The organism is Virgibacillus sp. LDC1, assembly GCF_025792345.1.
In the GTDB taxonomy this organism is placed as follows: domain Bacteria; phylum Bacillota; class Bacilli; order Paenibacillales; family Paenibacillaceae; genus Paenibacillus_AQ; species Paenibacillus_AQ lautus.
This window is the reverse complement of record NZ_JAOXLZ010000001.1, coordinates 3,669,530-3,694,151: the sequence shown is the minus strand read 5'-3', so window position 1 is coordinate 3,694,151 and position 24,622 is coordinate 3,669,530. Positions and strand designations below refer to the sequence as shown.

The 24,622-nt window shown below is 50.5% G+C and carries 22 protein-coding genes and 1 other annotated feature; of the genes, 17 read left to right on the top strand and 5 right to left on the bottom strand.

Annotated elements, in window-relative coordinates; all coding sequences use genetic code 11:
- The first annotated feature begins 106 nt into the window (after positions 1–106).
- The 4 genes from tetA(58) (at position 107) to OHJ21_RS16585 (ending at position 5,130) form a co-directional block, all read left to right on the top strand.
- On the top strand, positions 107–1,138 hold the full coding sequence (gene tetA(58), locus OHJ21_RS16600) for a tetracycline efflux ABC transporter Tet(58) subunit A (protein WP_326114582.1): 1,032 nt from the start codon (positions 107–109) through the stop codon (positions 1,136–1,138).
- A complete protein-coding gene (gene tetB(58) / locus OHJ21_RS16595) occupies positions 1,135–1,950 on the top strand; it encodes a tetracycline efflux ABC transporter Tet(58) subunit B (protein WP_100538679.1) in 816 nt (271 codons plus the stop codon). Before tetA(58) ends, tetB(58) begins: the two co-directional genes overlap by 4 nt.
- 118 nt (positions 1,951–2,068) lie before the next feature.
- Positions 2,069–2,299: a binding site (T-box leader), on the top strand.
- Between the two features lie 90 nt (positions 2,300–2,389).
- Positions 2,390–3,649, top strand: coding sequence for a tyrosine--tRNA ligase (tyrS, locus tag OHJ21_RS16590; RefSeq protein WP_100538678.1), 1,260 nt, complete (start codon positions 2,390–2,392; stop codon positions 3,647–3,649).
- Positions 3,650–4,029: 380 nt separating this feature from the next.
- Positions 4,030–5,130 (top strand): NAD(P)H-dependent flavin oxidoreductase, encoded by a 1,101-nt coding sequence (locus OHJ21_RS16585; RefSeq protein ID WP_486020584.1) that lies wholly within the window; start codon positions 4,030–4,032, stop codon positions 5,128–5,130.
- 85 nt (positions 5,131–5,215) lie between these two features.
- On the opposite strand, the gene OHJ21_RS16580 is transcribed toward OHJ21_RS16585, so the two are convergent.
- Complete coding sequence (locus OHJ21_RS16580; protein ID WP_486020583.1) at positions 5,216–6,286, bottom strand: hypothetical protein; 1,071 nt, start codon at positions 6,284–6,286, stop codon at positions 5,216–5,218.
- A 166-nt stretch (positions 6,287–6,452) separates the two neighbouring features.
- Entirely contained in the window at positions 6,453–7,325 is an 873-nt protein-coding gene (locus OHJ21_RS16575; protein WP_486020581.1) for a helix-turn-helix domain-containing protein, read from the bottom strand.
- A 223-nt stretch (positions 7,326–7,548) separates the two neighbouring features.
- Between OHJ21_RS16575 and OHJ21_RS16570 the strand changes: the two genes are divergently transcribed.
- The 5 genes from OHJ21_RS16570 to OHJ21_RS16550 all read left to right on the top strand — a co-directional run bounded on the left by OHJ21_RS16570 (position 7,549) and on the right by OHJ21_RS16550 (position 13,334).
- The gene (locus OHJ21_RS16570; protein WP_486020580.1) at positions 7,549–10,293 is read left to right on the top strand and encodes a winged helix-turn-helix domain-containing protein; all 2,745 of its coding nucleotides are present in this window, start codon (positions 7,549–7,551) and stop codon (positions 10,291–10,293) included.
- Positions 10,294–10,442: 149 nt separating this feature from the next.
- Positions 10,443–11,366 (top strand): NAD(P)-dependent alcohol dehydrogenase, encoded by a 924-nt coding sequence (locus tag OHJ21_RS16565; protein ID WP_100538674.1) that lies wholly within the window; start codon positions 10,443–10,445, stop codon positions 11,364–11,366.
- Between the two features lie 308 nt (positions 11,367–11,674).
- Positions 11,675–12,643, top strand: a complete 969-nt coding sequence (locus OHJ21_RS16560) for a helix-turn-helix transcriptional regulator (protein WP_326119236.1) — start codon at positions 11,675–11,677, stop codon at positions 12,641–12,643.
- Between the two features lie 80 nt (positions 12,644–12,723).
- The gene (locus tag OHJ21_RS16555; RefSeq protein ID WP_486021060.1) at positions 12,724–13,146 is read left to right on the top strand and encodes a hypothetical protein; all 423 of its coding nucleotides are present in this window, start codon (positions 12,724–12,726) and stop codon (positions 13,144–13,146) included.
- Positions 13,038–13,334, top strand: coding sequence for an SRPBCC domain-containing protein (locus tag OHJ21_RS16550; protein ID WP_486021049.1), 297 nt, complete (start codon positions 13,038–13,040; stop codon positions 13,332–13,334). Before OHJ21_RS16555 ends, OHJ21_RS16550 begins: the two co-directional genes overlap by 109 nt.
- Positions 13,335–14,803: 1,469 nt before the next feature.
- Here OHJ21_RS16550 and OHJ21_RS16545 read toward each other — a convergent pair.
- Complete coding sequence (locus tag OHJ21_RS16545; protein ID WP_486020579.1) at positions 14,804–15,451, bottom strand: transcriptional regulator; 648 nt, start codon at positions 15,449–15,451, stop codon at positions 14,804–14,806.
- Between the two features lie 544 nt (positions 15,452–15,995).
- On the opposite strand from OHJ21_RS16545, the gene OHJ21_RS16540 reads away from it, so the two are divergent.
- From OHJ21_RS16540 to OHJ21_RS16525, 4 genes are all read left to right on the top strand, one after another.
- Positions 15,996–16,178: a GapA-binding peptide SR1P gene (locus OHJ21_RS16540; RefSeq protein WP_100538669.1), complete on the top strand. Its 183-nt coding sequence runs from the start codon at positions 15,996–15,998 to the stop codon at positions 16,176–16,178.
- Between the two features lie 670 nt (positions 16,179–16,848).
- Positions 16,849–17,703: an NAD-dependent epimerase/dehydratase family protein gene (locus OHJ21_RS16535; RefSeq protein WP_486020578.1), complete on the top strand. Its 855-nt coding sequence runs from the start codon at positions 16,849–16,851 to the stop codon at positions 17,701–17,703.
- Between the two features lie 364 nt (positions 17,704–18,067).
- Positions 18,068–19,369 (top strand): DUF1963 domain-containing protein, encoded by a 1,302-nt coding sequence (locus OHJ21_RS16530; protein WP_486020576.1) that lies wholly within the window; start codon positions 18,068–18,070, stop codon positions 19,367–19,369.
- 39 nt (positions 19,370–19,408) lie between these two features.
- On the top strand, positions 19,409–19,657 hold the full coding sequence (locus OHJ21_RS16525; RefSeq protein WP_486020575.1) for a stalk domain-containing protein: 249 nt from the start codon (positions 19,409–19,411) through the stop codon (positions 19,655–19,657).
- 246 nt (positions 19,658–19,903) lie between these two features.
- Here OHJ21_RS16525 and OHJ21_RS16520 read toward each other — a convergent pair whose 3' ends face one another.
- Positions 19,904–21,172: an MFS transporter gene (locus OHJ21_RS16520; RefSeq protein ID WP_486020574.1), complete on the bottom strand. Its 1,269-nt coding sequence runs from the start codon at positions 21,170–21,172 to the stop codon at positions 19,904–19,906.
- A 285-nt stretch (positions 21,173–21,457) separates the two neighbouring features.
- On the opposite strand from OHJ21_RS16520, the gene OHJ21_RS16515 reads away from it, so the two are divergent.
- The 4 genes from OHJ21_RS16515 (at position 21,458) to OHJ21_RS16500 (ending at position 23,826) form a co-directional block, all read left to right on the top strand.
- Entirely contained in the window at positions 21,458–22,039 is a 582-nt protein-coding gene (locus tag OHJ21_RS16515; RefSeq protein ID WP_326119229.1) for a TetR/AcrR family transcriptional regulator, read from the top strand.
- Positions 22,040–22,182: 143 nt separating this feature from the next.
- Positions 22,183–22,692, top strand: coding sequence for a GNAT family N-acetyltransferase (locus tag OHJ21_RS16510; protein ID WP_100538665.1), 510 nt, complete (start codon positions 22,183–22,185; stop codon positions 22,690–22,692).
- Positions 22,693–22,919: 227 nt separating this feature from the next.
- Complete coding sequence (locus tag OHJ21_RS16505; protein WP_100538664.1) at positions 22,920–23,204, top strand: autorepressor SdpR family transcription factor; 285 nt, start codon at positions 22,920–22,922, stop codon at positions 23,202–23,204.
- Entirely contained in the window at positions 23,188–23,826 is a 639-nt protein-coding gene (locus OHJ21_RS16500; protein ID WP_486020571.1) for an SdpI family protein, read from the top strand. Before OHJ21_RS16505 ends, OHJ21_RS16500 begins: the two co-directional genes overlap by 17 nt.
- Positions 23,827–23,953: 127 nt before the next feature.
- Here the strand turns inward: OHJ21_RS16500 and OHJ21_RS16495 are convergent, their stop codons facing one another.
- Complete coding sequence (locus tag OHJ21_RS16495; RefSeq protein WP_486020570.1) at positions 23,954–24,622, bottom strand: hypothetical protein; 669 nt, start codon at positions 24,620–24,622, stop codon at positions 23,954–23,956.

Below are 24,622 nucleotides of genomic sequence, written 5' to 3'. Positions count from 1 at the left end.
AGGATCATTTCATAAGAAGAGCCCATTCATCTCCCGGTTTACATTCCGTTTAAATAGGGGTGCTACGATTCAAACATCATCCATTAACAAAGAGGAGGAAATCATAATGGAGCATGGATACAGAAAGAAAATAGAGCCTAAACCTGGCGACTTGGCCGTTGAGGCTTACGGGCTGGTCAAAACATTCGGCGATAACCGTGCCGTGGATGGCGTGGATCTGAACGTGCGTACCGGAACGATCTACGGAGTGCTTGGTCCGAATGGGGCAGGCAAGACGACCACCATCCGGATGCTGGCGACCTTGCTAAGACCGGATGCGGGTTCGGCCCGAATCTTCGGACATGACGTGCAGGCGGAATCGCAGGTCGTTCGTCAGTTGATCGGGGTAACCGGCCAATACGCGTCGGTGGACGAATCGCTCAGCGCCACGGAGAATCTAATTATCTTCTCCCGTTTGCTTGGTTTGGGGCGTACGGAGGCACGGCGCAAGGCCGATGAGCTGCTAGAGGAATTCGGTTTGTCGGAAGCCGCGAAACGGCCGCTGAAAAATTTCTCCGGCGGCATGCGGAGAAGACTGGATCTGGCCGCAAGCCTGATTGCCCAGCCGCCGCTCATCTTCCTGGATGAACCAACGACGGGGCTGGATCCCAGGACGCGTTCCCAGATGTGGGATACGATCCGCCGATTGGTGAATACCGGTTCAACGGTATTGCTGACCACGCAGTATCTGGAAGAAGCGGATCAACTGGCAGACCGCATCGCCGTTATCGATTACGGCCGGGTCGTGGCCGAGGGGACGGCGGATGAACTGAAGATGTCGGTAGGCACTTCCTCGCTGCATTTGACCGTCCAGCATTCACAGGACATGGATCGCGCCCGCCATACCGTGGAACAAGTGCTGGGCGTCCATGCCAATGTATCGCCGGAAGCCGGAAAGATTACGGCTCCGATGGCTAATGCGGGTCTTGTTACAGATCTGCTGATCGAGCTGCGCGCGGCAGGAATCGGCTTGTCCGAGATGAGTGTGCAGAAGCCGACCCTGGATGAGGTGTTCCTGACGATCACAGGCCACGGCGTGAAGGAAGACGCTGCCCAAGGGTCATATGAAACCAATGATAGAGAGGTGGCACGGGTATGAGCAGCACCATGATTCAGCCTGGGACGGAACGTCAGCTTAAGAACCGCACGAGTTTGGGGCAGACGATCCGAAATTCGTTGACGATGGCCTACCGCGGGCTGCTGAAGCTCCGGCGCACGCCCGAGCAGTTGTTTGACGTCACGTTTCAGCCCATTCTTTTTACGCTGATGTTCACTTATATTTTTGGAGGCGCCATCTCCGGTGACGTGGCGAGTTATTTGCCCGTCATCATTCCCGGCATCCTCGTCCAGACCGTGATTACGACTTCCGTCGTCACAGGCGTTCAGCTGCGCGAGGATATGGATAAAGGCGTATTCGACCGATTCAAATCGCTGCCGATTGCGCGCATCGCACCGTTGGCTGGTGCCCTGCTGGCAGACACGATTCGGTATACCATTGCAACGGTGCTTACCTTTACGATGGGATATATTATGGGATATCGGCCCGAGGGCGGCTTGGGATATGTTGCTCTTGCGGGGGTGGTCGTCATTTTGTGCTCATGGGCCATTAGCTGGATCTTTGCTTTCTGCGGCGTGATTGCAAGATCCGCCTCCGGCGTGCAGGGGATATCGATGATCGTGCTGTTTCCGCTCACGTTTCTCTCCAACGCGTTCGTGCCGGTGGATACGATGCCGGGCTGGCTGCAGTGGTTCGTCAATATGAATCCGATCTCGCATCTTGTGACAGCCGTTCGGGATCTCACCAACGCCGGCACTGTGGGCTGGGATCTCACGATATCCTTGGTTGGCGCCGCGGTCATCGTGGCCATATTTGCTCCCATTACGGTTCGTGCGTACATGCGCCGCACTTGATACCAAGAGGGCAAAAATACCGGTGTTTACCCATGCTGCCGGGGAAAGCAGGACATCTGTCCGAAACGCAGGTTGACATCGAATTATGAATTCACTATACTGTCTGTAATCTTATAAGCGACATACGTTGAAAGAGCCCAGTAGCAGCTTGGTCCCTGTTCTAGAAAGCCGGGGGGTGATGGAACCCGGTACACACCAAGGCGGCGAATTACACTCTGGAGTATCTCGGGTAATGCCGAGCGGAAACGACGAACGATATCTCGTCTAATGAGCGGCATGAATGACGCGCGGCAGCGTGCAGATCATTCGTGCAATCTGGGTGGTAACACGGTTAATAATCGTCCCTATGTCTATAACAGACAAGGGGCGATTTTTTGTTTTTCAACGAGTTGGGCGTTTCGTTATAAGGAAATTACTGAATTGAAGGAGTGTAAACACTGTGAATATTATCGACGAACTGGAATGGCGCGATGCGATCAACCAACAGACGGATGCCGAAGGCCTCCGGGAGCTTACGAATGAAAAATCAATCTCGCTGTACTGCGGCGTAGATCCAACGGGCGACAGCATGCATATCGGTCACCTGATTCCCTTCATCATGCTCAAACGCTTCCAGCTTGCCGGCCATCGTCCGGTCATTCTGATCGGGGGAGCGACCGGCACCATCGGCGATCCAAGCGGACGTCAAACCGAGCGCTCGCTGCAGACACTGGAGCAGGTTCAGGCTAACGTCGATGCGTTGACCGGACAAATGAAAAAGCTCTTCGTAACCGAGGGCGACAATCAAATCCGCATGGTCAACAACTACGACTGGACGCATAAAATCAACATTATCGAATTCTTGCGCGATTACGGGAAAAACTTCAGCATTAACTCGATGCTGGCGAAGGACGTGGTTGCGAGCCGGCTTGACAGCGGTATTTCGTTCACGGAATTCTCTTACCAAATCCTGCAGTCGGTTGACTACTTGCATCTGTACCAGCATGAAGACGTACAGCTGCAAATCGGGGGATCGGACCAATGGGGCAACATTACAAGCGGCCTGGACCTGATCCGGAAGAAGGAAGGACCTGAGGCAAAAGCATTCGGCCTGACCATTCCGCTCATGCTGAAGGCCGACGGCACAAAATTCGGCAAAACGGCCGGCGGCGCGATCTGGCTCGACCCGAACAAAACAACGCCATTCGAGTTTTACCAGTTCTGGGCGAACACCGACGACCGCGATGTTGTGAAATACCTGAAGTACTTCACGTTCTTGACCAAAGAGCAAATTGATGAGCTGGCCGAAAAGGTGCAGAGCGAGCCGCATAAACGCGAAGCGCAAAAAATGCTGGCTGAGGAAATGACGAGATTCGTGCACGGCGAGGAGATGCTGGAGCAAGCCAAGCGCATTACGGCGGCCTTGTTCAGCGGCGATATTAAATCCCTTACGGCCGATGAGATTGAGCAGGGCTTCAAGGAGATGCCGACATTCGAAGCCACGCCGGAAACGAAGAATATCGTGGACTGGCTTGTGGATCTGGGCATCGAGCCTTCCAAGCGGCAAGCTCGCGAGGATATCACCAAAGGCGCCATCTCGATGAACGGCGAGCGTATCAGCGACGTCGGTCACGAGGTGACAGCCGACCAAGCGATTGGCGGCCGGTTCATCATCATTCGCAAAGGCAAGAAAAACTACAGCTTGGTGAAAATGTCCTAGAAGACGGTATAACCATCGGGGAGAACGGTGTCCCCGGACGAAAACACCCGTAAAAAGCCGCTAAACACGTTTCAAGGTGCTTAGCGGCTTTTTTTAGAGATAAGAAAGTATAAACTCCTGAGGCTAGCCATCCTGATCTCGCAAGAAAAACTTCCGCTATATGCGGTCTATCTTCTTGGAAGTTACGCCGATCCGACGTTTTTCTTAAGAGATAAGAAAGTATAAACTCCTTGAGGCATATCATCCTGATCTCGCAAGAAAAACTTCCGCTAGATGCGGTCTGTCTTCTTGGAAGTTACGCCGATCCGACGTTTTTCTTATTTATTGGAAGATTCTCTCTTTTAATAGGATAATATCTGTAGTGTTAAAGGAGGTATATCATGAATATTCAACTGCAGACCGAGCTGTGCCAACGGTTCCATATCCGCTATCCGCTTTTTCTGGCAGGAATGGCGGGGGGACCGACGACAGTTGAGCTGGTCGCCGCCGTATCCAACGCAGGCGGACTCGGGACGCTGGGTGCGGCTTATATGGAGCCGGCTGCCATTCGCCAGAGCATTCAGGAGATTCGCAAGCGGACGGATCAGCCTTTTGCCGTCAATCTTTTTGCGCCCAGTGCCCCGGATGGCCAAGAGCGAATCGGAGAAGTTCAACAGGAGCTAAACCGGATGCGGGATGACCTTGGCATTCCCCATGCAGGCAAGGATCTCGTAACTACCCCGGATTGGTTCGAGGAGCAATTCGCGGTTCTGATCGAAGAGAAGGTGCCCGTCATTAGTACGGCATTCGGGATTCTGGATGAGCCTCATATGCAGCAAGCGAAAACAGCCGAGCTTCGGGTTGTTGCGATGGCAACCACGGTCCGTGAAGCCATATTGGCTGAGCAGGCAGGGTGTGATGCCGTCGTTGCCCAAGGCAGCGAAGCGGGCGGACACCGTGGAACGTTTGACATTTCGGAGCACACGATGGGTGCCCAAATCGGAACGTTTGCCTTGGTACCGCAAATTGTAGATCGCGTCAAGATTCCCGTGATTGCCGCCGGAGGCGTGATGGATGGACGCGGACTCGCGGCATCGCTTGTTCTTGGAGCCCAAGGCGTTCAGATGGGGACGCGATTTCTGACGGCGGTTGAATCGGGTGCGCATGAGGTTTACAAGCAAGCGCTGCTTCAGAGTACGGAAGAGAGCACGGTGATCACCAAAGCGTTCTCGGGCCGGCCTGCAAGGGGCATCCGCAATACATTCATCAGGCAATGGGACGAGAGCGGTATAGCGCCGCTGCCTTTTCCTACGCAGAATACGGTAACCCGCGACATCCGAAACGCGGCTAATCGCCAAAACAATCCGGAGTATATGTCATTGTGGGCGGGGCAAGGCACCAGAGGCCTTACTTCGGGACAAACGGCAGCGGATATTGTGGCCGAGACGATCCGGGAAGCGCTGTTGTTCTGCCCATTTCGTGAATCCGATCATTTAAAATGAGAGCGGATTATGCTATACGCTTAGGAAAACATGAAGCAGCAGGCCACCTAAGGAAAAACCTTGAGGCGGCCTGTAAAGCTTTTTGCTAGAAACCGCCGTAAGTATCTCCGCCTTCGCCGCTCCACGTCATCTCCACGAAGGAGGATGGATTGGAAGACGTCGCTGTTTTGGAACCGGAAGCGTAGAGCCCCCCGGCAACCCCGGTCATTGTATAGTCGGTATATAATTTGTTCGAAGTATAGTTCGTGTAAATCATCGCTCCCGACATATTGGATGCGGTTACGTTCTTAAGCTCCAAATTGCTTCCGTAGGACACTCCGTCCGAGGCCGTGGTTTTGCTTGTTCTGAACGCCTGACCCGTGGCTGCATTGTTTTTGACCGTGGTGTTGATAATCTGTACGTCATTGGCCCGCATGAATATTCCGTTGTTGCCCACGGTTGATTCCGGTATCGTATTCTGAAAGTCAACCGTGCTGCCAATCACTTTGATATGATGCGTGCCCTCTTTGAAATCAAAGCCGTCGTTTTTGGTCTGTATGGCGCTGCAATTCAGGAACGTAATATAACCGCTTCGATCCGGATTCGGCAGTGTGGTCCAGTTCTGATCGGCATCCCCCACATAGAAGCCCTCGCCGAATTTTCCGCCTTGCCCCGCACTTTGTGCGGTACTGTTCGAGACAAGCCAGTATTGGCTGTTTTTCCGAATCTTGAACGCTTCTGCCGTCGTATTTTTGACCGTTACGTTGGTTACGTAACCATGTGAGGCTTCGATCAGAAGCCCTTTGTTCGATTTGGCATTGGAGTTAATCGTCACATTCTCCAACTTGTAATAGCTGTTTTTGATATGGAATGCGGCGTTTCCCGCCGATGCCGTGAAATGAAAGGTAGCCCCGCCGCCCGTGCCGCGAATCGTGATGTAATTGCCTGACGATCCGCTCCTGGAAGTTGCAATGGTTCCATCCGACACCGAGTAGCTCCCGGACACTTCGATAATGTCGCCGGGATTCGCACTGGCTAAGTAGCTCCGCAGCGTCGCAACGTCACCGGCGGGGACCGTTTTGGTTGCCGCCTTTACAATATGACCAGGGTAGAATGCGAATACAAGCATGAAACAAAATAAGGATACCATGCCAAACTTGAATGATGGCTTGATCATTATGAAACCTCCTCGCTATTTTGGACACTATTCATCGTACCGTCGCATTTTTTGCCTTGCATTCTTTCTGTGCGAAACACATCACCCCACTTGATAAGGATCAGAATCATTGTTTAAGCGCTCTAATTATAATCCAATCCCAATATCACATTGCTGCTTGAAAATATCATAATTTCGTCTGCATTCGATACTGAAGGGGCGTCATGCCGTACTTTTTTTTGAACATCGCGATAAAATACGAGGGGTAGTTATATCCGGTCTGTTTACTGATGTCTTCGATTGTCAGAGACGGCAAGCCAAGAAGCGTTCTGGCTTCATCCAAACGCTTGTTGTTTGTATATTCAATGATGGTCATGCCCATCTGCTCTTTGAACAGCTTGGACAAATAACTGGGGGAGAAATGAAGCTCTGCAGCCATTTCGTTAATCGTAAAGGATAGATGATAGTGCTTGTCAATCCACCTTACCATGGCGCCGACAGGCTCGATCGAACCAGCGGCTGTATGATACTTGAAGCCCCCGCTGCGATCCGGCGAGTAAATATGGCTATTGAAGTAGGTGAAGAAATGAAATAAAAACAGGACGACAACTTCCTTCTGAACCTTGGTCGGAACGCTAGCCAGCATCTCATGCAGCTGCAAAAACTGATTTTCCAAATATAAGGCATCCTTGGACGACAGATGAAACACCTGATTGGACCACGGATGCTCCAGCAATTGTGAAACAGCGGTTGTCAGCTGTGGGAGTGCCGTGAGGAAACGCTCGATGACGGACGCTTTGATTTTCAGCAGGCTGCGAATGTAATTCGGCGGTACGATGACTTTAATATGGTGAATTTGAAAAGGTTTAATCAACACCAGGGTGCCGGGCTTCAGCGAGTACGTTTGATTATTGACGATATATTTTCCGGCGCCCTCGTGAATGTACAGGATCTCCAATCCTTCATGATAATGAAAATATTCCACCGGCTCTGTATGTACGCTTCGATAGTTGAACAGATACAAATTGTCACGCCAGGGAATCGAATGGTGAATTTTCATCTGAAACCTCCTTTTGCATGAATGATAGGGATGATAGGTTCAATTACAGGGCCTCAAGCATTTCGGATACATCGTATGCCTAACCCTGCAAATCATGCTTCTGATACTCAAACCCTAAGCGAATGGATTTAACGTACAAGAGGGAATTCCGGGAAGCCGTCGAACATTTTATCATAATATATATGTTAAAAAATGCTGCAATGACGGCATAACGGGGGTTATGATGTCCACGCCTATTTTGTCTACAAAACTGTATATACCTCCTCCCCGATCCAAGGCTGTTCTTCGTCCCCGCTTGATTGAGCGTTTGAACGAGGGGCTGCGTCTGCAACGAAAGCTGACTATGATTTCCGCCTCTGCAGGCTGCGGTAAAACCACGCTGCTCAGCCAATGGATCGAAGGCTCCCCGCTGCCCGTCGCCTGGCTGTCATTGGAGGAGGGAGACCGTGAGCCGGCAAGATTCCTGGCTTATCTTGCGGCTGCCCTGCAAACCATCGGGGTTGATATCGGAGAGGGCGTCATGAGGAAACTTCAAACTCCGTCCCCTGTTCCTCTGCCGGTCGAAGCTATCGTCACGGCCATTCTTAATCACATCGGGGTCCTACCGGACCGTTTCATTCTGGTTCTTGATGATTACCATGTGATGGATTCCAAACCAATCGACAGCGCTCTGGGCTTTCTCATTGAGCGGATGCCGCCGCAGATGCATGTGGTTATCGCCAGCCGCCACGATCCCGATCTGCCCTTGGCCAGGCTGCGTGCCCGAGACCAGTTGACGGAAGTGCGGACATCGGACCTGCGCTTCACATCCGCTGAAACCTCTGAATTCATGCGACGCGTCATGGGACTGGATTTGTCAGCGGAGGATGCAGCGCTCCTTGAATCCCGTACGGAGGGCTGGATTGCCGGCCTGCAATTAGCGGCGCTGTCCTTGCAGGGCCATCAAGACGCAGCCACTTTCATCCGATCCTTCGGCGGCAAGCACCGTGATGTACTGGACTATCTGGTCGAAGAAGTGCTGCAGCAGCAGCCTGAGGGCATTCAGGATTTTTTGCTGTACACCTCCATCCTTGACCGGCTGTGCGGTTCATTATGCGAATACGTTCTGATGAGCGAAGCTCGTGATTCTCCGATGAACGCCATCTCCGGGCAAGAGACCCTGGAGTACCTGGAGCGCGTTAACTTATTCATTGTTCCGCTCGACAAGGAGAGGCGCTGGTACCGATATCACCACCTGTTCACGGATGCACTGCGGCAGCGTCTATCTCGAAAGGGCACTTCTGCGGTTGGCGGAGAGAGGGATGTATCCGAATTGCATCGTCGTGCAAGTGAATGGCATGAACGTCATAAACTTCTGCTGGAAGCTTTCCACCATGCGATTGCCGCGCAGGATGTGGATCGGGCCGCACGTCTGATTGAAGGGGAGGGGATGCCCCTGGTTTTCCGTGGAGCGATAGGCCCTGTGCTTCATTGGCTGGATTCCTTGCCTAAGGAGGAATTGGATGCACGGCCCGCTTTAAACGTGATGCAGGCTTCTGCGATGTTAATGGTCGGCCAAATGACCGGTATCGAACCTAAACTTCAAGCCGCCGAGACTCATCTGCATGCTGCGGAGGGCGATTATACCCGGGATCTTATAGGGCATATCGCCTCTATACGTGCCACCCTTGCTGTCAGTAAACATCAGCCGGATACCATCATGGCCGAATCGCGCCGGGCATTGGAATTCTTGAATCCGCATAATCTGCCTGTCCGCACGGCCACGATATGGACGCTGGGATACGCCTACCAGCTGCAGGGGGATCGGGCCGCGGCTGGCAAGGCGTATCAGGAAGCCGTAACCATCAGTCAGAAGATTGGGCACATGATGATCAACATGATGGCGACGCTCGGACTCGGAATCATTCAGGAAGCGGAGAATCAGTTATATGCTGCGGCCGAGACGTATCGGCGTGTTCTGCATTTGGCAGGTGACCCTCCACTGCCGGCAGCATGCGAAGCGTATTTGGGCCTGGCCCGAATATGCCGTGAGTGGAATGACCTGGATGCGGCGGAACAGCATGGGCAGCAGGCCCTCTACTTGGCCGGGCAGTTCGAGCATACAGACAGGGTCGTGGCCTGCGAGGTGTTTCTCGCAAGGCTGAAGCTTTCACGGGGAGCGCTGAGCGAAGCGGTTGCCATGTTAGCCAAGGCGGCTCACTTCGCCCGTCAGCATCATTTCGCGCATCAGCTGCCCCATATTGCCGAGGCACAAGTGCTAGCCATGCTGCAGCAAGGAAATGTCCGTTCAGCGTCGCAGCTTGCCCAGAAGTATGATCTCAAGCTCAGCCAAGCCCGAGTGCTGCTCGCACAGGGGGATACGGCGGCAGCACTGGTAATACTTGAACATTTACGAGCAGATATGGAAGTTAAGGGATGGGCGGACGAGCAGCTCAAAGTGAAAGTGCTGCAGGCTTTGGCCCTTCAAGCCCATGGTGAGAAGCTGAAAGCCGCACAGATTATGGCGGAGGTTCTGGGGATGAGCGAGCCGGGCGGTTTCATCCGGTTGTTTATCGATGAAGGGCAGCTGATGCGGAAGTTACTAAGCGTAGCAACTATGAGCAAACCGAAGCAGCTGCCCTTAAGAGGAGCTGTAGACGGGCCGGAGCAGAAGCTGTTATGGCCCATCCATGATTATCTGGAGCGGCTGCTGCATGCATTTGATGTTGAAGGACTAGAAAGTGGAGTTACATCAGTATTCGTTCCAGGGTTTGTTCAGCCTGCGGAGTCTCTGATTGAGCCGCTTAGCCGGCGGGAATTGGAGGTTCTGCAGCTTATTGCCGATGGACTATCGAATCGTCAGATTAGCGAGAGGCTTTTTGTTGCCCTCAGCACTGTGAAAGGGCACAACCGGATGATTTTCGATAAACTTCAGGCCATGCGCCGTACCGAAGCTGTAGCGCGCGCACGAGAGCTGGGTTTACTGTAAGTGACTGACGGTCGGTCGCAGAATGGATATTCATCGATAGCTATCTCCCTTCCGATATCGCTGTTCATGAGAAAACCATACTTAAGTATCTATGTTCCAGTACCTGACGGCAGATATACTGATTGCAAATGCAGGTTTGGAGGAAACCCATGAAAGCAATGGTATGCACCGCTTATGGATCACCGGCTGTGTTAAAGCTGCAAGAGGTAGAGAAGCCTATCCCAAAAGAGCGCGAAATTCGGATCAAAATTTACGCCACCACCGTCAATTCGGGGGATTGCCGAGTACGGGGATTACGCAGTCCTCTTGTGTATAAGATTCCCATGCGATTGGTGCTGGGTCTGAGAAAGCCAAGACAACCGATACTCGGGGTGGAGCTGGCAGGGGAAGTAGAAGCAATAGGCAAGGATGTTACGCGGTTCAAGGTAGGCGATCAGGTCTTGGCATTCAGGGGAATGCGATTCGGTACGTATGCCCAGTATATCTGCATGCGCGAAGACTCATTTTTGCTGATGAAGCCCGATCATGTGACTTATGACGATGCCGCCGCCGTATCTTTCGGAGGAACGACGGCCCTGCATTTTCTTAGAAAAGGGAACATCCGGCAGGGGCACAAGGTTCTGATTTATGGAGCGTCCGGTGCGGTGGGGACGTTAGCCGTACAGCTTGCTAAGCAGCACTATGGAACAGTTGTTACCGGCGTTTGCAGTACCGTGAATGTGGGGCTGGTGAGGTCGCTCGGAGCCGATCAGGTCATTGATTATACAAAAGAGGATTTGACCACAAGCGGAGCGCGATACGACATCATCCTGGATGCGGTCGGTAAACTGCCGAAATCCAGATGCAAGCATTTGCTCACCCCGGGCGGGAGCTATGTAACCGTTGAAGGGCAAGGGGTGGCCAAGGTGCTGATGGAGGATCTGAGATTGCTTGCGGAGCTGCTTGGAAAAGGGAAGATCAAGCCGGTCATCGACAGAAGGTATGCATTGGAGCAAATGGCTGAGGCGCACCGGTACGTAGATGAAGGACGCAAGAGGGGCAGCGTTGTCATCACGGTGGACCATGATCATTGAGGAAAAGTCATCATTCACGGCGGGGCATGATTATGACAGCAGATGAAGCAAGGCATCATTCAAGGATATAGACAGCCATCCAAGCATGCCCCCGGACCACACCGTGCTGACACAGGGAGCAGTGCCGCCGCACGATGGTACTCATTGACTAGCCGATCCTGCAGAGGGTCGGCTTTTCTCATCGGAATGAGGGGAAGCGGTGATCAACATCCGGATTATAGCAGGAAGAAATCTCTAAACCTTCTACTAGGAAGTGATATATAATGTGATCACATATATGAATTCCAAGGGAAGGGCTGCTGCATACGATGTCTAAAGCCGATAATATGCTGGCTATTCTATGGCTGCTGAAATCGCGAAAAAGAATCACGGCAAAACAGCTATCGGAGGAACTGGGCGTGCATATCCGAACGATTTACCGGAATATCGATGCCCTGTGCATTTCGGGTGTACCCGTCATTTCGGAGATTGGACGCGATGGAGGGTACTACATTCCTGAACATATCAAGCTGGAGCCCCTGTTTTTTGATGCCGATGAGCAAAAGGCGCTTCTTCATGCAGCCGCATTCGCACGGGAAGCGGGGTATCCGTCCATCGATCCGCTCCATCGAGCCGTTTCCAAAATAAAACGATATACGAATCCGGAGCAGCTGGAGCGTTTGGAGCGCCACGAAAGCAGCATCGAGGCCATCCATCCGCCCGCAGCATCCGGGCTTACCTCCATGCTGCATGAGATCGAGGCGGGGATCGACCGGCAAACCAGTCTGGTAATCGATTACGCAACAGGCTATGACGGTGTCAGGCAAACGCGTACCATAGATCCATATGGGCTCGTCCATTGGAAAAGCAAATGGTATGCGGTGGGCTATTGCCATTTGCGCGGTGAAATTCGCTGTTTCCGTGTCGACCGTATGAGCGATATCCGGCATACCGACAACACGTTTGAACGTCCGACGCCGTTTTCCCCGCGGGAGTATGTATTGGAGAGCTTACTGTCGGGGCAAGGTACCGAATCCAATCCTCATTTGGTTTCCGTGCATATCCAAGGGATCCCTCAAGCTTTGGACGATCTATGCGCGCACTGGCTGCTCAGTCAAGCCCTCGTCGAACGTACGGCGGAGGATGCGGTGTTCAGGCTGGATGAGCATACGTTATACACGCAAGTTGCCTACTACCTTTTGTCGTTTGGCGGGAAGATTCGAATCATCGGGCCCGAGGAACTGAAATCAGGCATGATCGACATTGCGGAGTCCCTATTAAAATATTATCAATCCTAAGCATAAACACTGACCTTCTTTGTCAGTGTTTGTATTATATAATAAACTCCATCAGATAGCGTCAGGGAGGAGAGAGCACGATGGCAGGCACGATTTTTAAACAAGAAGTGATGAAGGCAACGGAACGTTCGTGGGAAGAATGGATCGTGGTCCTTGGGCAGGAAGTGGGTCCGCTCTGGTCACACGAGCAGATCCGAAACCATATCGTTGAGCAGCATCGGATATCCGATGAATGGGGCGAATGGATCGCTGTCATGTATGAGCAGATCATGGGGCGTGTGCCGGTCGGCGTATCCAAAGATGCCGGGGTGCAGATCGGGGTCAGAAAGACGATGGCCGTGACGAAGAGAGAGTTTGGGATTTCCTCATGTCTTCTGAGGGACTGCCCTTATGGATCGGAGATGTCCCTTCTCTGGAGCTGCAGGTCGGGCATGAGTATGAGTCAAAGGAAGGCGTGTCCGGCAAAATTACGGTGGTCGTACCTTACCATAAGCTGCGCTTAACTTGGAAACGCAAGGAGTGGGACAACCCATCCCGGCTGCAAATTTATGTGTTGTCCACGAAAACGGGAAACACGACCATTGCGATTCACCAGGAGATGCTGGATGACGTTTATATGAGAGAGATCATGAGGCGCTATTGGGATGAGATGCTGACTACCTTACAAAGCCGGGTGATGGTGCCCAAATGAACAGATTTAGTTATTTGGTTCTAAGGGTGAATTGATTGGATTGAACTTGATTTGATTTGATTGAATTGAATTGAATTGAATTGATGGATGGATTGTGTGGATCGACCGCCCGTCCGATTTGTAACGATTAACCTACTGTGTCGAACGGATAGAATGAATCGAAGGACGAGGATGTATTGATGGACGGATTGTATCGATTAATTGGATTTTATCCATCGATGGAACTGACTTGTGGACTGATTGCATCGGTCAATTAGATTGAATTGATGGTTGTATTGTGTTAGTAGATTGAGATTTTGTTTGTCCGAGGAATACCAGGCCGCTGAATAAGGGTGTTGACTGTTGGATCGTTTGAGGACAGAGGATCCGCTATGAAGTCTCGAGTGATGGGTTTTGGGTAATATGAGGACACCAGATCCGCTATTACATAGAATATGGCTGTTAATCGTGGTATTTAAAGTAAATAGCGGATTCTGAGTCCGGAAGTTCGGCTAAAGTGGCTGTTTTTTCGGAATAACGGATCTGGTGTCCATTAGTTTGTTTATTTGTATCTTGGATATCTGCAAGAACTTCAATACCTCAATACCTGCAATGCTTGTAATATCTGCAAGAACTGCAAGAACTGCAGGAACTGCAAGAACTGCAAGATTGCAAGAACTGCAAGAACTGCAGGACCTGCAATATCTCCAAGGATGTTGCATGCTCCCGTCAGTACTGCAATACAAGCGGAGCTGATAGGTACGGGCTCGTGTTGGACTGACTCTTGCAACGTTTTGAGGACAGAGGTTCCGCTATTTCGCCTCGAGTGATGGGTTTTGGGTAATATGAGGACACCAGATCCGCTATTACATAGAAAATGGCTGTTAATCGTGGTATTTATAGTAGATAGCGGATTCTGAGTCCGGACGTTCGGCTAAAGTGGCTGTTTTTTTCGATATAACGGATCTGGTGTCCACTTAGTGTAGCTAATATTCGTTTCTTGGGTATCTGTAAGAACTGCAAGAACTGCAGGACCTGCAAGAACTGCAAGAACTGCAAGAACTGCAAGAATGCAAGAACTGCAGGACCTGCAATATCTCCAAGGATGTTGCATGCTCCCGTCAGTACTGCCATTAGACGCGGAGTTTGTAGATAATGGCTCGTTTTTGGCTGACTGTTGCAACGTTTGAGGACAGAGGTTCCGCTATGAAGTCTCGAATGATGGGTTTGGGGTTAAATGAGGACACCAGATCCGCTATTACATAGAAAATGGCTGTTAATCGTGGTATTTATAGTAGATAGCGGATTCTGAGTCCAGAAGTTCGGCTAAAGTGGCTGTTTTTTTCGAAATAACGTATCTGATGTCCGCTTAGTGTAACTAACATTCGTCTCCGGATACTGCAATACCTTCAATATCTGCAAGAACTGCAAGAACTGCAATATCTGCAGTACCTGCAAGAACTGATTCATGCTCCCGTCAGTGACTGCCATTACAAGCGCAGTTTATAGGTACGAGCTCGTTGTTTTCCGCTTGCTATGTCCAGAATCTGGAGCTCGACCAGTTTATGCAATAAGCGCCGGGTGTGCCGGTCACTCACCCTAAGATGATTCGCGAGTTCTAATGGGGTTATCGGGCGCAGCAATCGTCGCGCAAATCGGACAGCTTCTGCTTCCAGCCAACTTAAGGACGCAGGCACATCCGACGCTACAAACCTGCCGACGAAGGATAAGATGAGCTGCTGGCATTGTTTTGGCTCATCGACGATGGAGGGGTAGGCAATGGGAAGGAATGTCCAACCATCCAGTGCCAATAAGCAGTGACGGCGGCATAAATCCTTAAACCTTCTGACGTCCAGATCGCGGGCATGTGGTCCATATCCTTGGATTTCGATGCCTCCTCTCCCATCACCGGGCATATAGGCAAGGTCCAAATAACGATAACCATTGCTGAAATCGCGTACTTCCCATTCCGGATGCAAGTCATTGAAATTACCGATCGCCGAAAACCATACCGAGCGCAGGAACTCTACGGTGCCGTGGCCTAACCCTTTATGAAGGATTTCGAGCCTGCGGGGATTCTTTTCATTCAAGATATTGGTGTGAATCCAGAGCTCATATTGTTGATCAAACCGTGACATGACCAGTTTCCCTCCTTAGTAATAGATGGAATGCGATTGCGCTAGACAATAAAAAAGCCGCCCCATACAATGCAACCCCAATCCTTCATTGGGGCACTTTGCGTAGAAGCGGCGTGTTCTTCACGTCCTTATGATGGCTAGTATAACTCGTGTTTTGCGGGTTTAGCAATAGGTATTGCTTTCAGGCTATGCTTAACAGCGATATAGTTCTTCCAATTGATTAAAAAAGCATATGCTGGCGTGATATTTGCAAATTTAGGCCATGAACCGCTTTCCGTTACGATCGAGAGTGGTTTTTTTATGTTGCCCCCATAAATATGACGTCATATATAACGAAATTAGACTATTTTACGAATATATATTGTGTATTATTTATTTATATTGTACATTAATAACATGAGATGATTATTAAAAATGCATAATTGGAGGTGAGTTGAAACCAGAAGAGTTTGAAGCGAGAATGGAGGTTCGGTCTGTAAATGATCAGGAAGCTGATGGCGGGAAGTTCGAACACAATCTGATACCAAGAAAGGATGAGTGAAGTATGGACAATTCTGTTAAAAGGGTGAATATGGGTGTCATCTTGTGCAGGCATTGCAATGCTCAAATCGATACGGTGGATACCAATCGAATCGCTACCTTCTATGGCGTGTGCGATCAGCCGGAGTGCCAGCAGCTGCACAGCCGCATGCATGTATCAGTAAGTGATGTAATAGACCAAGAGTAATGACAGGAGAAGGCTGGTTCCCAAAAACGTACCACTTGATGTGGTGCGTTTTTGCGTTGAACGAAGAATGCGAGTGCTGCGCGCTCTTTCGAGTCTAAGTAAATGCTTTGTTCACTGACAGCGGGTGCTAACGCACTTGTCGAACTCGGGTGCTGCGCGCTCTGTCATGCTTGTAACTACGGTGCACTTGTCTAAGTAAATGCTTTGTTCACTGGCAGCGGTTGCTAACGCGCTTGTCGAACTCGAGTGCTGCGTGTGCTTAGTGCTTGTCAAAATACGAGTATCCTATCGCGCTTGTAATAATACGATACTGTGCGCACTTATCAAACGGCGGGTGCTCTATCCACGCATGTCACAGTGCGCCTTGTCGTGCTTGTCAAACTACGATGCTCTGTGCATTTGTCAAACTGCGAGTACCCTGTACGCTTTGTCTAATTGCAAGTCCAAAGCACATACTTAATCAGTGATTCCGTTTGTCGAGCAAACCTAACGATCGGATGAATTGGCATGGTCTTCCCGATGAAAAGTGGCCCTTAAGGATGCCTTTCCATCATGCTAAGATAAGAACTGTCAAGCCGCCAATATCCAATGGGACCACGGCCCTTCTAACGTCTTTCAATCCCGAAGGTCCACATTCATTTTATATCGAGTACGCGGGAGGTTATCATTTATGAAGATATTCGTAGCGGGCTCCACCGGAGTGATCGGCCAGCGGTTGCTTCCCAAACTGGTGCAAGCCGGTCATGAAGTTACAGGCATGACCCACAATCCTCAGCGGAAAGGGTTGATCGAATCATGGGGAGCAAGAGCGATCGTGGCGGATGCCTTTGATCGACAAGGGATGATAGCTGCGATCGGGGAAGTACGGCCGGATGTCGTTATCCATCAGCTCACTTCGTTAAGCCAATGGAATCTGGAAGATAATGCGAGGATTCGGATGGAGGGTACCCGCCATCTGGTAGAAGCCGCGCAGATCCATGGCGTTACACGAATGATTGCCCAGAGCATTGCCTGGGCATACGAGCCGGGGGAGCATCCCGCCGCCGAAGACGCCCCCCTGGATATCCAGGCGCCTGCACCTCGCAAGTCCACGATAGACGGTATCATATCGCTGGAACATGCCGTTGTCCAAATGCCAAACCACGTCATTCTAAGGTACGGCATGTTCTACGGTCCCGGCACGTGGTACGACGCCAACGGGGTCATGGCGGAAAAGGTACGAACTCGAGCTCTTCCGGCAACGGACGGCGTTATATCATTTCTCCATATCGAGGATGCGGCGAATGCCGCTCTGCAGGCATTGGACTGGCCGGCGGGTCCGGTTAATATCGTAGATGATGAGCCTGCTGCGGGAACGGTATGGCTGCCGGTGTATGCCGAAGCGCTGCAAGCGCCATCTCCAGCATATCAAGCGGGGAGCAAGCGCGGCGAACGCGGCGCTTCGAACGCCAAAGCCCGGATGGAGTACGGCTGGCAGCCGCTACATCCTACGTGGCGAACAGGGTTCGGGCAATCGCTGAGTTGAGAGAGCTTAACAATGCACCAACCGATTCCTGCCGTTAAGAGTATATACACAAAAGAGTATGCTGTTCACAATACACACCGTGATCGATCTGAAAGGGGAACATCTAGAGCATGTCCCAAGCAACGCACGGTTCGCACAGGTAGCAGTGCGCACAACTCCATGGAGATGCTATAAGACTTCCGGTCATTTCGCTCCCTTATATGCAAGAAGCCAAATGCCTGCCGGTCATTGGTAGATTCAAAGAGCTCCTTGTTGATATGGGAATGAAAAGAAAGCTATAGTTAATAGAAAGGATGGATGGCCATGAGTATGACTGGGCCGAAATCGAGCTGATTTGACTCACACTCAATAAGGAGGGGCTAGCATGACAGAACGGCTGCCATGTCGAAGCGAAGGCTGTTCCGCAACGATACTACCGGCAACCGCGGCCAAGACCGGCGGTTATTGCATGCCGTGCAAGCAGCAGATGGAGCGTAAGGAACGGCAGCGTTACATAGAACAAAATCGGAGAGACATCAACTTATACGAAGGGATTACAGATCCCGTAGAGGTCCTTAAGATCATGCATGCCCCGCTGAAGCGGGATCCATTGATTCGATATATTCCCTATCCGCAGAAAAGAGAAGAGGTATATTCGGCGTTATCTCCAGGCGAGGCCGAACGCATGCTGAATTTTGCCCTTGATCTGCTGGAAGCGGGCGATGAGGACACCTGTCAGGAAATTCTTGTGTCCCTGATCTGCTATCAGAACAAGTCGCTTGAAGCCTGCATACCAACATTGCTGGAACGTAGTATCTATTACCCCGGCATTCTGTTCAAGGATGCCTCTGCCCGGAGCCGGGACGAGCTGCTGCAACAAGTAGAGCAGGACAGCGATCATCGCAACCATCTGCTGCTTGCCCTGGCTTGGATCGGAGATGATCAGGTTGTGCACCAATTTCAAGAATGGAGGTCAGATCCTCCATCCTGGGCGGAGGAACTATATGTCCCGCCTGAAGCTTATGCGCATGAGGGGGGCTGGGAGCTTACGGAGAATGGGGGCAAGCGCCGGTTATTTTTCAATGAAAGCTTCGCCATAGAGAAAAGGGTGCTGTCCGAAAGCACATGGATAGCGGAACACGAACCCGCACAATTTTTGAAGGAGAATTCCGCGCTCTGTCCATGGTGCGGGCGTCGCCTGACCACCCTGACGGATCTGGACATCAGCCACCCGAAGCTTCGATTCCTTGGATTGTCTGGAGATAGGCTGCGTGTGAGCACCTGCGTGACCTGCAGCTGTTACGATACGATCTATATGGATGTGGATTTCCATGGGGAATCCAACTGGAGCCAAGCCAATAGTAGACAGGGTTATGTACCGGAACCTGATTCCGAGGAGGATGATAGAAGCTATGCAGCGGCGGCGCGGTCCTTACGGCTTGCGGACCATCCTCGCAACAGCTATTATGTGGCCTATTGGACGCTCGGTCCGGCGGTTTCGCAAATCGGCGGCTACCCGGCTTGGATTCAGGACGCCGTATATCCTACCTGCTCCTGTTGTTCCTATAGCATGACATTCATTGGGCAGCTGGATTGGGAACAGATTGAGGAGTATGGGGAAGGCATATATTATATGTTCCTGTGCGCGGACTGCCAGGTCACGGCAACCTTGTTTCAACAGACGTAGGCTTACTCTAGCAAGGATTTGAAAAGCTATCAGATCGGTATGCTAGTTTTTCCTTTCCAGTATGGTTTTTCTCTAATGGAAGGAATACCGTATCGATTAAGTCCGGTAGATCCCGCAGTTGCATTGGTGAACGGAAAGGTGACACGTGATGACGTCAGCGTTCCATTTCTGGCCAATACGAGCATGTTTCCATTGGAGTTGATTACATCACAGCTAGGCATTCCGATGTCCTGGAATAAGACGACAGGCGAGGTGATCCTGGGGAAAAACACCATAAGGAAAGCTTGATGAAGGCACGCCATACGGCGTGTCTTTTGCTATTCTGAGGAAAAGCATCCATAACTATATATAGAGAAACACATCCAGTCCCCACCTCATCGGCAGGGATCATCTTCTCAACCACCTCTCTAATCGCTGTCCGTGACTCATCACTTCACCGGTGTGAACATCCGATTTGCCGCTACAAACGAAGTAATACCTATCTCCATGGGGAATCTCTCCTTTAAGATTTTTAACACGTATAGGTCATAAGCTTTATTTAATTACGGGTGCCACAGTACCTTTGGTCACAGCCCAAAATACAAGAGCAACAGCACTGACAGAGGCCCCGAGCACGCATACCCCACTCCAGCCGAAGTGTGCGTAAATATGGGTTGAAGCAATGGAACCGGCAGCACTTCCGATGGAATAAAAAATCATGTACCCGCCAACCATCCGACTGCGCGCCTTCGGGCGCAATGCAAAAAGCATACTCTGATTCGTAACATGCACGGCCTGTACCGCCAAGTCCAGCAGAATAATGCCAATGACCAAGGCGAACAGCGACCGTTCCGTGTAGCTGATTGGCAGCCATGACAGCAATAGCAGGAACAATGCAATCCCCGTCGTTCTTTGTCCATAACCCCGATCAGCCAGCTTACCGGCCTTTGCTGCAGCCAATGCACCCACGACGCCCACGAGACCAAACGCGCCGATAGCCGAGTGCGAAAGGGATAGCGGTGGCGAGCTCAGGGGCAGTACCAATGGGGTCCACAAAATGCTGAAAGCCGTAAAAATCAGCATAGCCAATACAGCACGGATCCGTAATAACCGTTCTTGCAGGAACAATATCAGTACCGACTTTAGCAGTTGAGAATAGGAAAGAGTCTTTACCTTACGCTCAACATTTGGCAGCACCTTATATAATGCGTAAACCATCAGCAGCATCAACACGGCAGACACCAGATAAACCGAACGCCACCCTGCAAGATCCTTCAAAACCCCTGAAATGGTTCGCGCAAGAAGGATGCCAATCACAATTCCGCTGGTTACCATACCTACGGCACGCCCTCTCTCAGCAGGGGCAGCTATGGCAGCAGCGAACGCCACAATGGTTTGCGTTACAACGGCAAGCAATCCGACCAAAGCCAAACCTGCGAAGAGCATCGTGCCGGAGGAAGCAGTACCAACGATAACCAGAGCCATTATGGAGATTACCATCTGACCGATAATCAATCGGCGCTGGTTCAGCAAATCCCCCAGAGGCACCAGCAGCAGCAGGCCCAATGCATAAAAGACCTGTGTGACGGTAATCAGAATTCCGATGATGGAATAGTCCATGTTGAACTCGTTCGATAGTTGATCGAGCAGCGGCTGTGCGAAGTAGATATTGGCAACCGACATACCGCAAGCAATCGCAAACAATAACGTAACGTTACGAGTCAGGGGAGTACGATGAACGGATTCGGTCGAGGTCACCGTCACCTGTAACGCATTCGCCCCTGTGTCGTTTTTGACCGCTACCTTTTCTGTAATATCCTCCATTTTTGTATATTCAACCCTTTCATTTTTTATGTACTGATCAGTATGGTAAATTTCCCGATAAATATATCTTATAAACTCATGCCGTGTCAACACGTTTATTTTTGACGATTAGGATGACATCTATTATGTTGGTTTTATCCTGACATAGAAAGAAAATCGTTATTTGACAAGAGCATCGGTACATCATAAAATTAATTATACTGATTGGTAATAAAATAAGCTGTTTACATGCAGTTGTGATCATGGAGTTTCCTAAAAATAAAAAGTAACGAGAGGTAATTCATTATGGGGCGAATCCGCGAATTTGATGAAGAGAACGTATTAGATGCCGCAATGCAGCTATTTTGGGAGAAGGGATATGAGGCTACCTCATTGAGCGATTTGACTTCCAGAATGGGCATTCAGCGGCCAAGTATATACTCTGCCTTTGGAGACAAAAAGGAACTGTTTGAAACCGCTCTGCGCAAATATACGAGGTCGCATGCTTCCGAGGTGCGAACCAGGCTGCAAAACCATCGAACGGTTAGAGAGGCGTTTCGAGCTTTTTTTGAGAACGTGGTTAATGAGGAATATTCCGAAAGCCGCAGCCGAGGATGCTTTTGCATTAATACGATGGTCGAGCTTGCGCCTCATGATGAGAAATTTGAAATTCTCACAAGGGAGCATCAGATGTACCTGGCGGTCATATTTCAAGAAACCATTGAACGAGGCATACAATCGGGCGAGCTTGCGAGTGACACAAACGCCAAAGCTTTATCACAAGCGCTCATCGTATCGCTAATTGGGCTGACCGTCATGTTGAAATCCCGTCCGGAGCGCTCATTCGTAAATAATACGATAGAGGTGACTCTTACATTGCTTAGATAAATGGTCATCCTAACTGGAACGTATAAAAGGTGCTATTCCACGAAATGAATGATTTGGTAGGATGCTATCGAGTTTCACGGTCGTGTTGTTACAGTCGTCCAATCATAGTAAACTGTTCTAAAAAAACAATAGTAGGTGCATCGATGAATATAAACATACGGACAGGACGAATAGAGGACCTTCAAGAAATCATGGCTTTGATTGCACGCTGCGTTAGTGTCATGCAGGCTGGAGGCAGCGATCAATGGGATGATCAGTATCCGAACCGGGAGGTCATCGGTGAGGATTTACAGCGTGGAACGTTGTTTGCGGCTGAGGGAGAAGGCCGTATTTTGGGGATCGTTGTCCTCGACGAATCGCAGGCTGAACAGTACCAGACCATTAACTGGAGGCAGGTAGAGGGACCGCATCTGATGATGCATCGCCTTGCTGTCGATCCGGAAGCACACGGACAAGGCATTGCGCGAAAATTGGTAGCTTTCTCCGAAGAATATGGCGCACGCGAGGGTTACCGAAGTCTTCGATTGGACACCTATGCCAAGAATACGGCGGCGCTCAGGCTGTATCAGGGCTTAGGTTATGACCTGCGGGGAGAAGTGAAATTCCCGGGAAGAGCGGCAAGCTTTCCGGTATTTGAGAAGGTGCTTGGATAAACAAGCCATGAAGTTAGTCTGCTGAGGATCAGCACGTATGCTGGTCCGAGGCGGACTTTTGTTGTTTTAAGGAAATCAACGATTTCTTGGATCAAGGCGTTGGGCATGTCGGGATGCCCATTTTACTTTCTATTTAGACTTTTTTCAAAATAGGTATTGCATTTCGGTGCAGGAATGAGAGATAATGTATTTAGATGAAATTCTAAATAGAAATCTGGTGATGCACATTGGGGTTTCCGGAAACATTCAAGGCGTTATCTGATCCGGTGAGACGGGACATCCTGGTTATGCTCAAACGCGGCAAAATGTCAGCCGGTGAGATCGGTCAGCATTTCGATATGACCGGGGCGACCATTTCGTATCATTTGTCACAGCTGAAGAAGGCCGGACTGATATTTGAAACAAAATATAAAAATTATGTTTACTATGAGATCAACGTGTCCGTCTTCGAAGAAATCATGCTGTGGTTTTCACAATTTAACGGGGGGAAACAAGATGAGGAAAAAGAATAGTTCAATGCTGGTTATAACAACGCTGATATGCTTGTTGCCGATTATTTTATCGATGACAGTGTACAGCCAATTGCCTGAGCAGGTGGCTGTTCACTGGGACGCGGCGGGCAATCCGGATAATTATGTGTCGAAGGCGGTTGCGGCGTTTGTGCTTCCGTTGATTACGGCGGTTATTAACGTCATTGTCCATGTAGCGCTTAACAACGATCCTAAGAAAATGAACGCCGCCCCGGTTTTAAGAACGATGGGTCTATGGCTTATCCCCGCGCTGTCTCTCATTCTCATGCCGATCACGCTGTTCAAGGCCATGGGGGCCGAGCTGCCGATCCAGACGATTGCACCGGCTCTCGTGGGCATGCTCCTCGTGGTCACCGGCAATTATTTGCCGAAGAGCAAACAGAACTATACGGTGGGCATCAAGCTGCCTTGGACGCTGAACAGCCAGGATAATTGGAATAAAACGCATCGTTTTGCCGGGTACCTGTGGATGACAGGCGGAGCGTTCATGATCCTGACGGCGTTTCTGAAAGTGAATCTTGCCGTCGCAATTGTTCCTGTCATTATACTGATTGTGGCGGCTCCAGCGATTTACTCTTTCTCTTTGTTTAAAAGGGGCGTGTAACCGCCGGGCTGCAACATATGAACTATAACGAATCGCAAAACAAGCTGACTCCATAAACGATGGGTCAGCTTGTTTGTTTTACGGCAGAGTGCGAGCCTTGCTGTTCGAGATGCCTCCGCTGTAGTAGTTATAGACACTGCGCCGCACGAGGATGAAGCTTATATTTCACGACATGTTTGCCTTGCGATCCGGTTACGGGAATCAGCAGACCCTTATCGCAAAGAGAGTGAAGGAAGCGAAGGGCTGTACGATGATTCAGTCGCAGATGCGTTTTCACGTCAATCGGGCGCAGGGGCCGTGCCAGCATGCATGCAAACCGGATGATTTCGCGTTCCGTTACCGACGATACGCTTGTTGAATGTGGTTCTGCCAGATACCGGCTCAGGACCTTCCGCAGGAGCATGATGCACAGTTCCGGACGATCGGTCACATCATCGCAAGCAAATGAAATCACCTGATACCCCATGGCGGATAAAAAGGTTTCCCGATTCAGCTCGTCGCAATATTTCTGCCGGTCCGTCTCGGTTGTATACGTGCTAAATGGTTTAACCTCAATGATCAGTCTCAGATGCGGAGTGATGAAAGCGAAGCTGCAGTAATAGGAACGTCCGCGCCAATCCAGCACCTCGAATTGTGGATGTAAATCGCGAAAGTGACCACGCAGCGGCCACCAGACTTTTTGGCAAAATAAGGTTTCGGCCTCACCATGCCCTCGTTCCAGACGGCCTCTTCTTTCTCCAGTCCTGTTGCTCAGATGATAATACATAAAAATCCCATATGCCTTCCGAAAATCCAT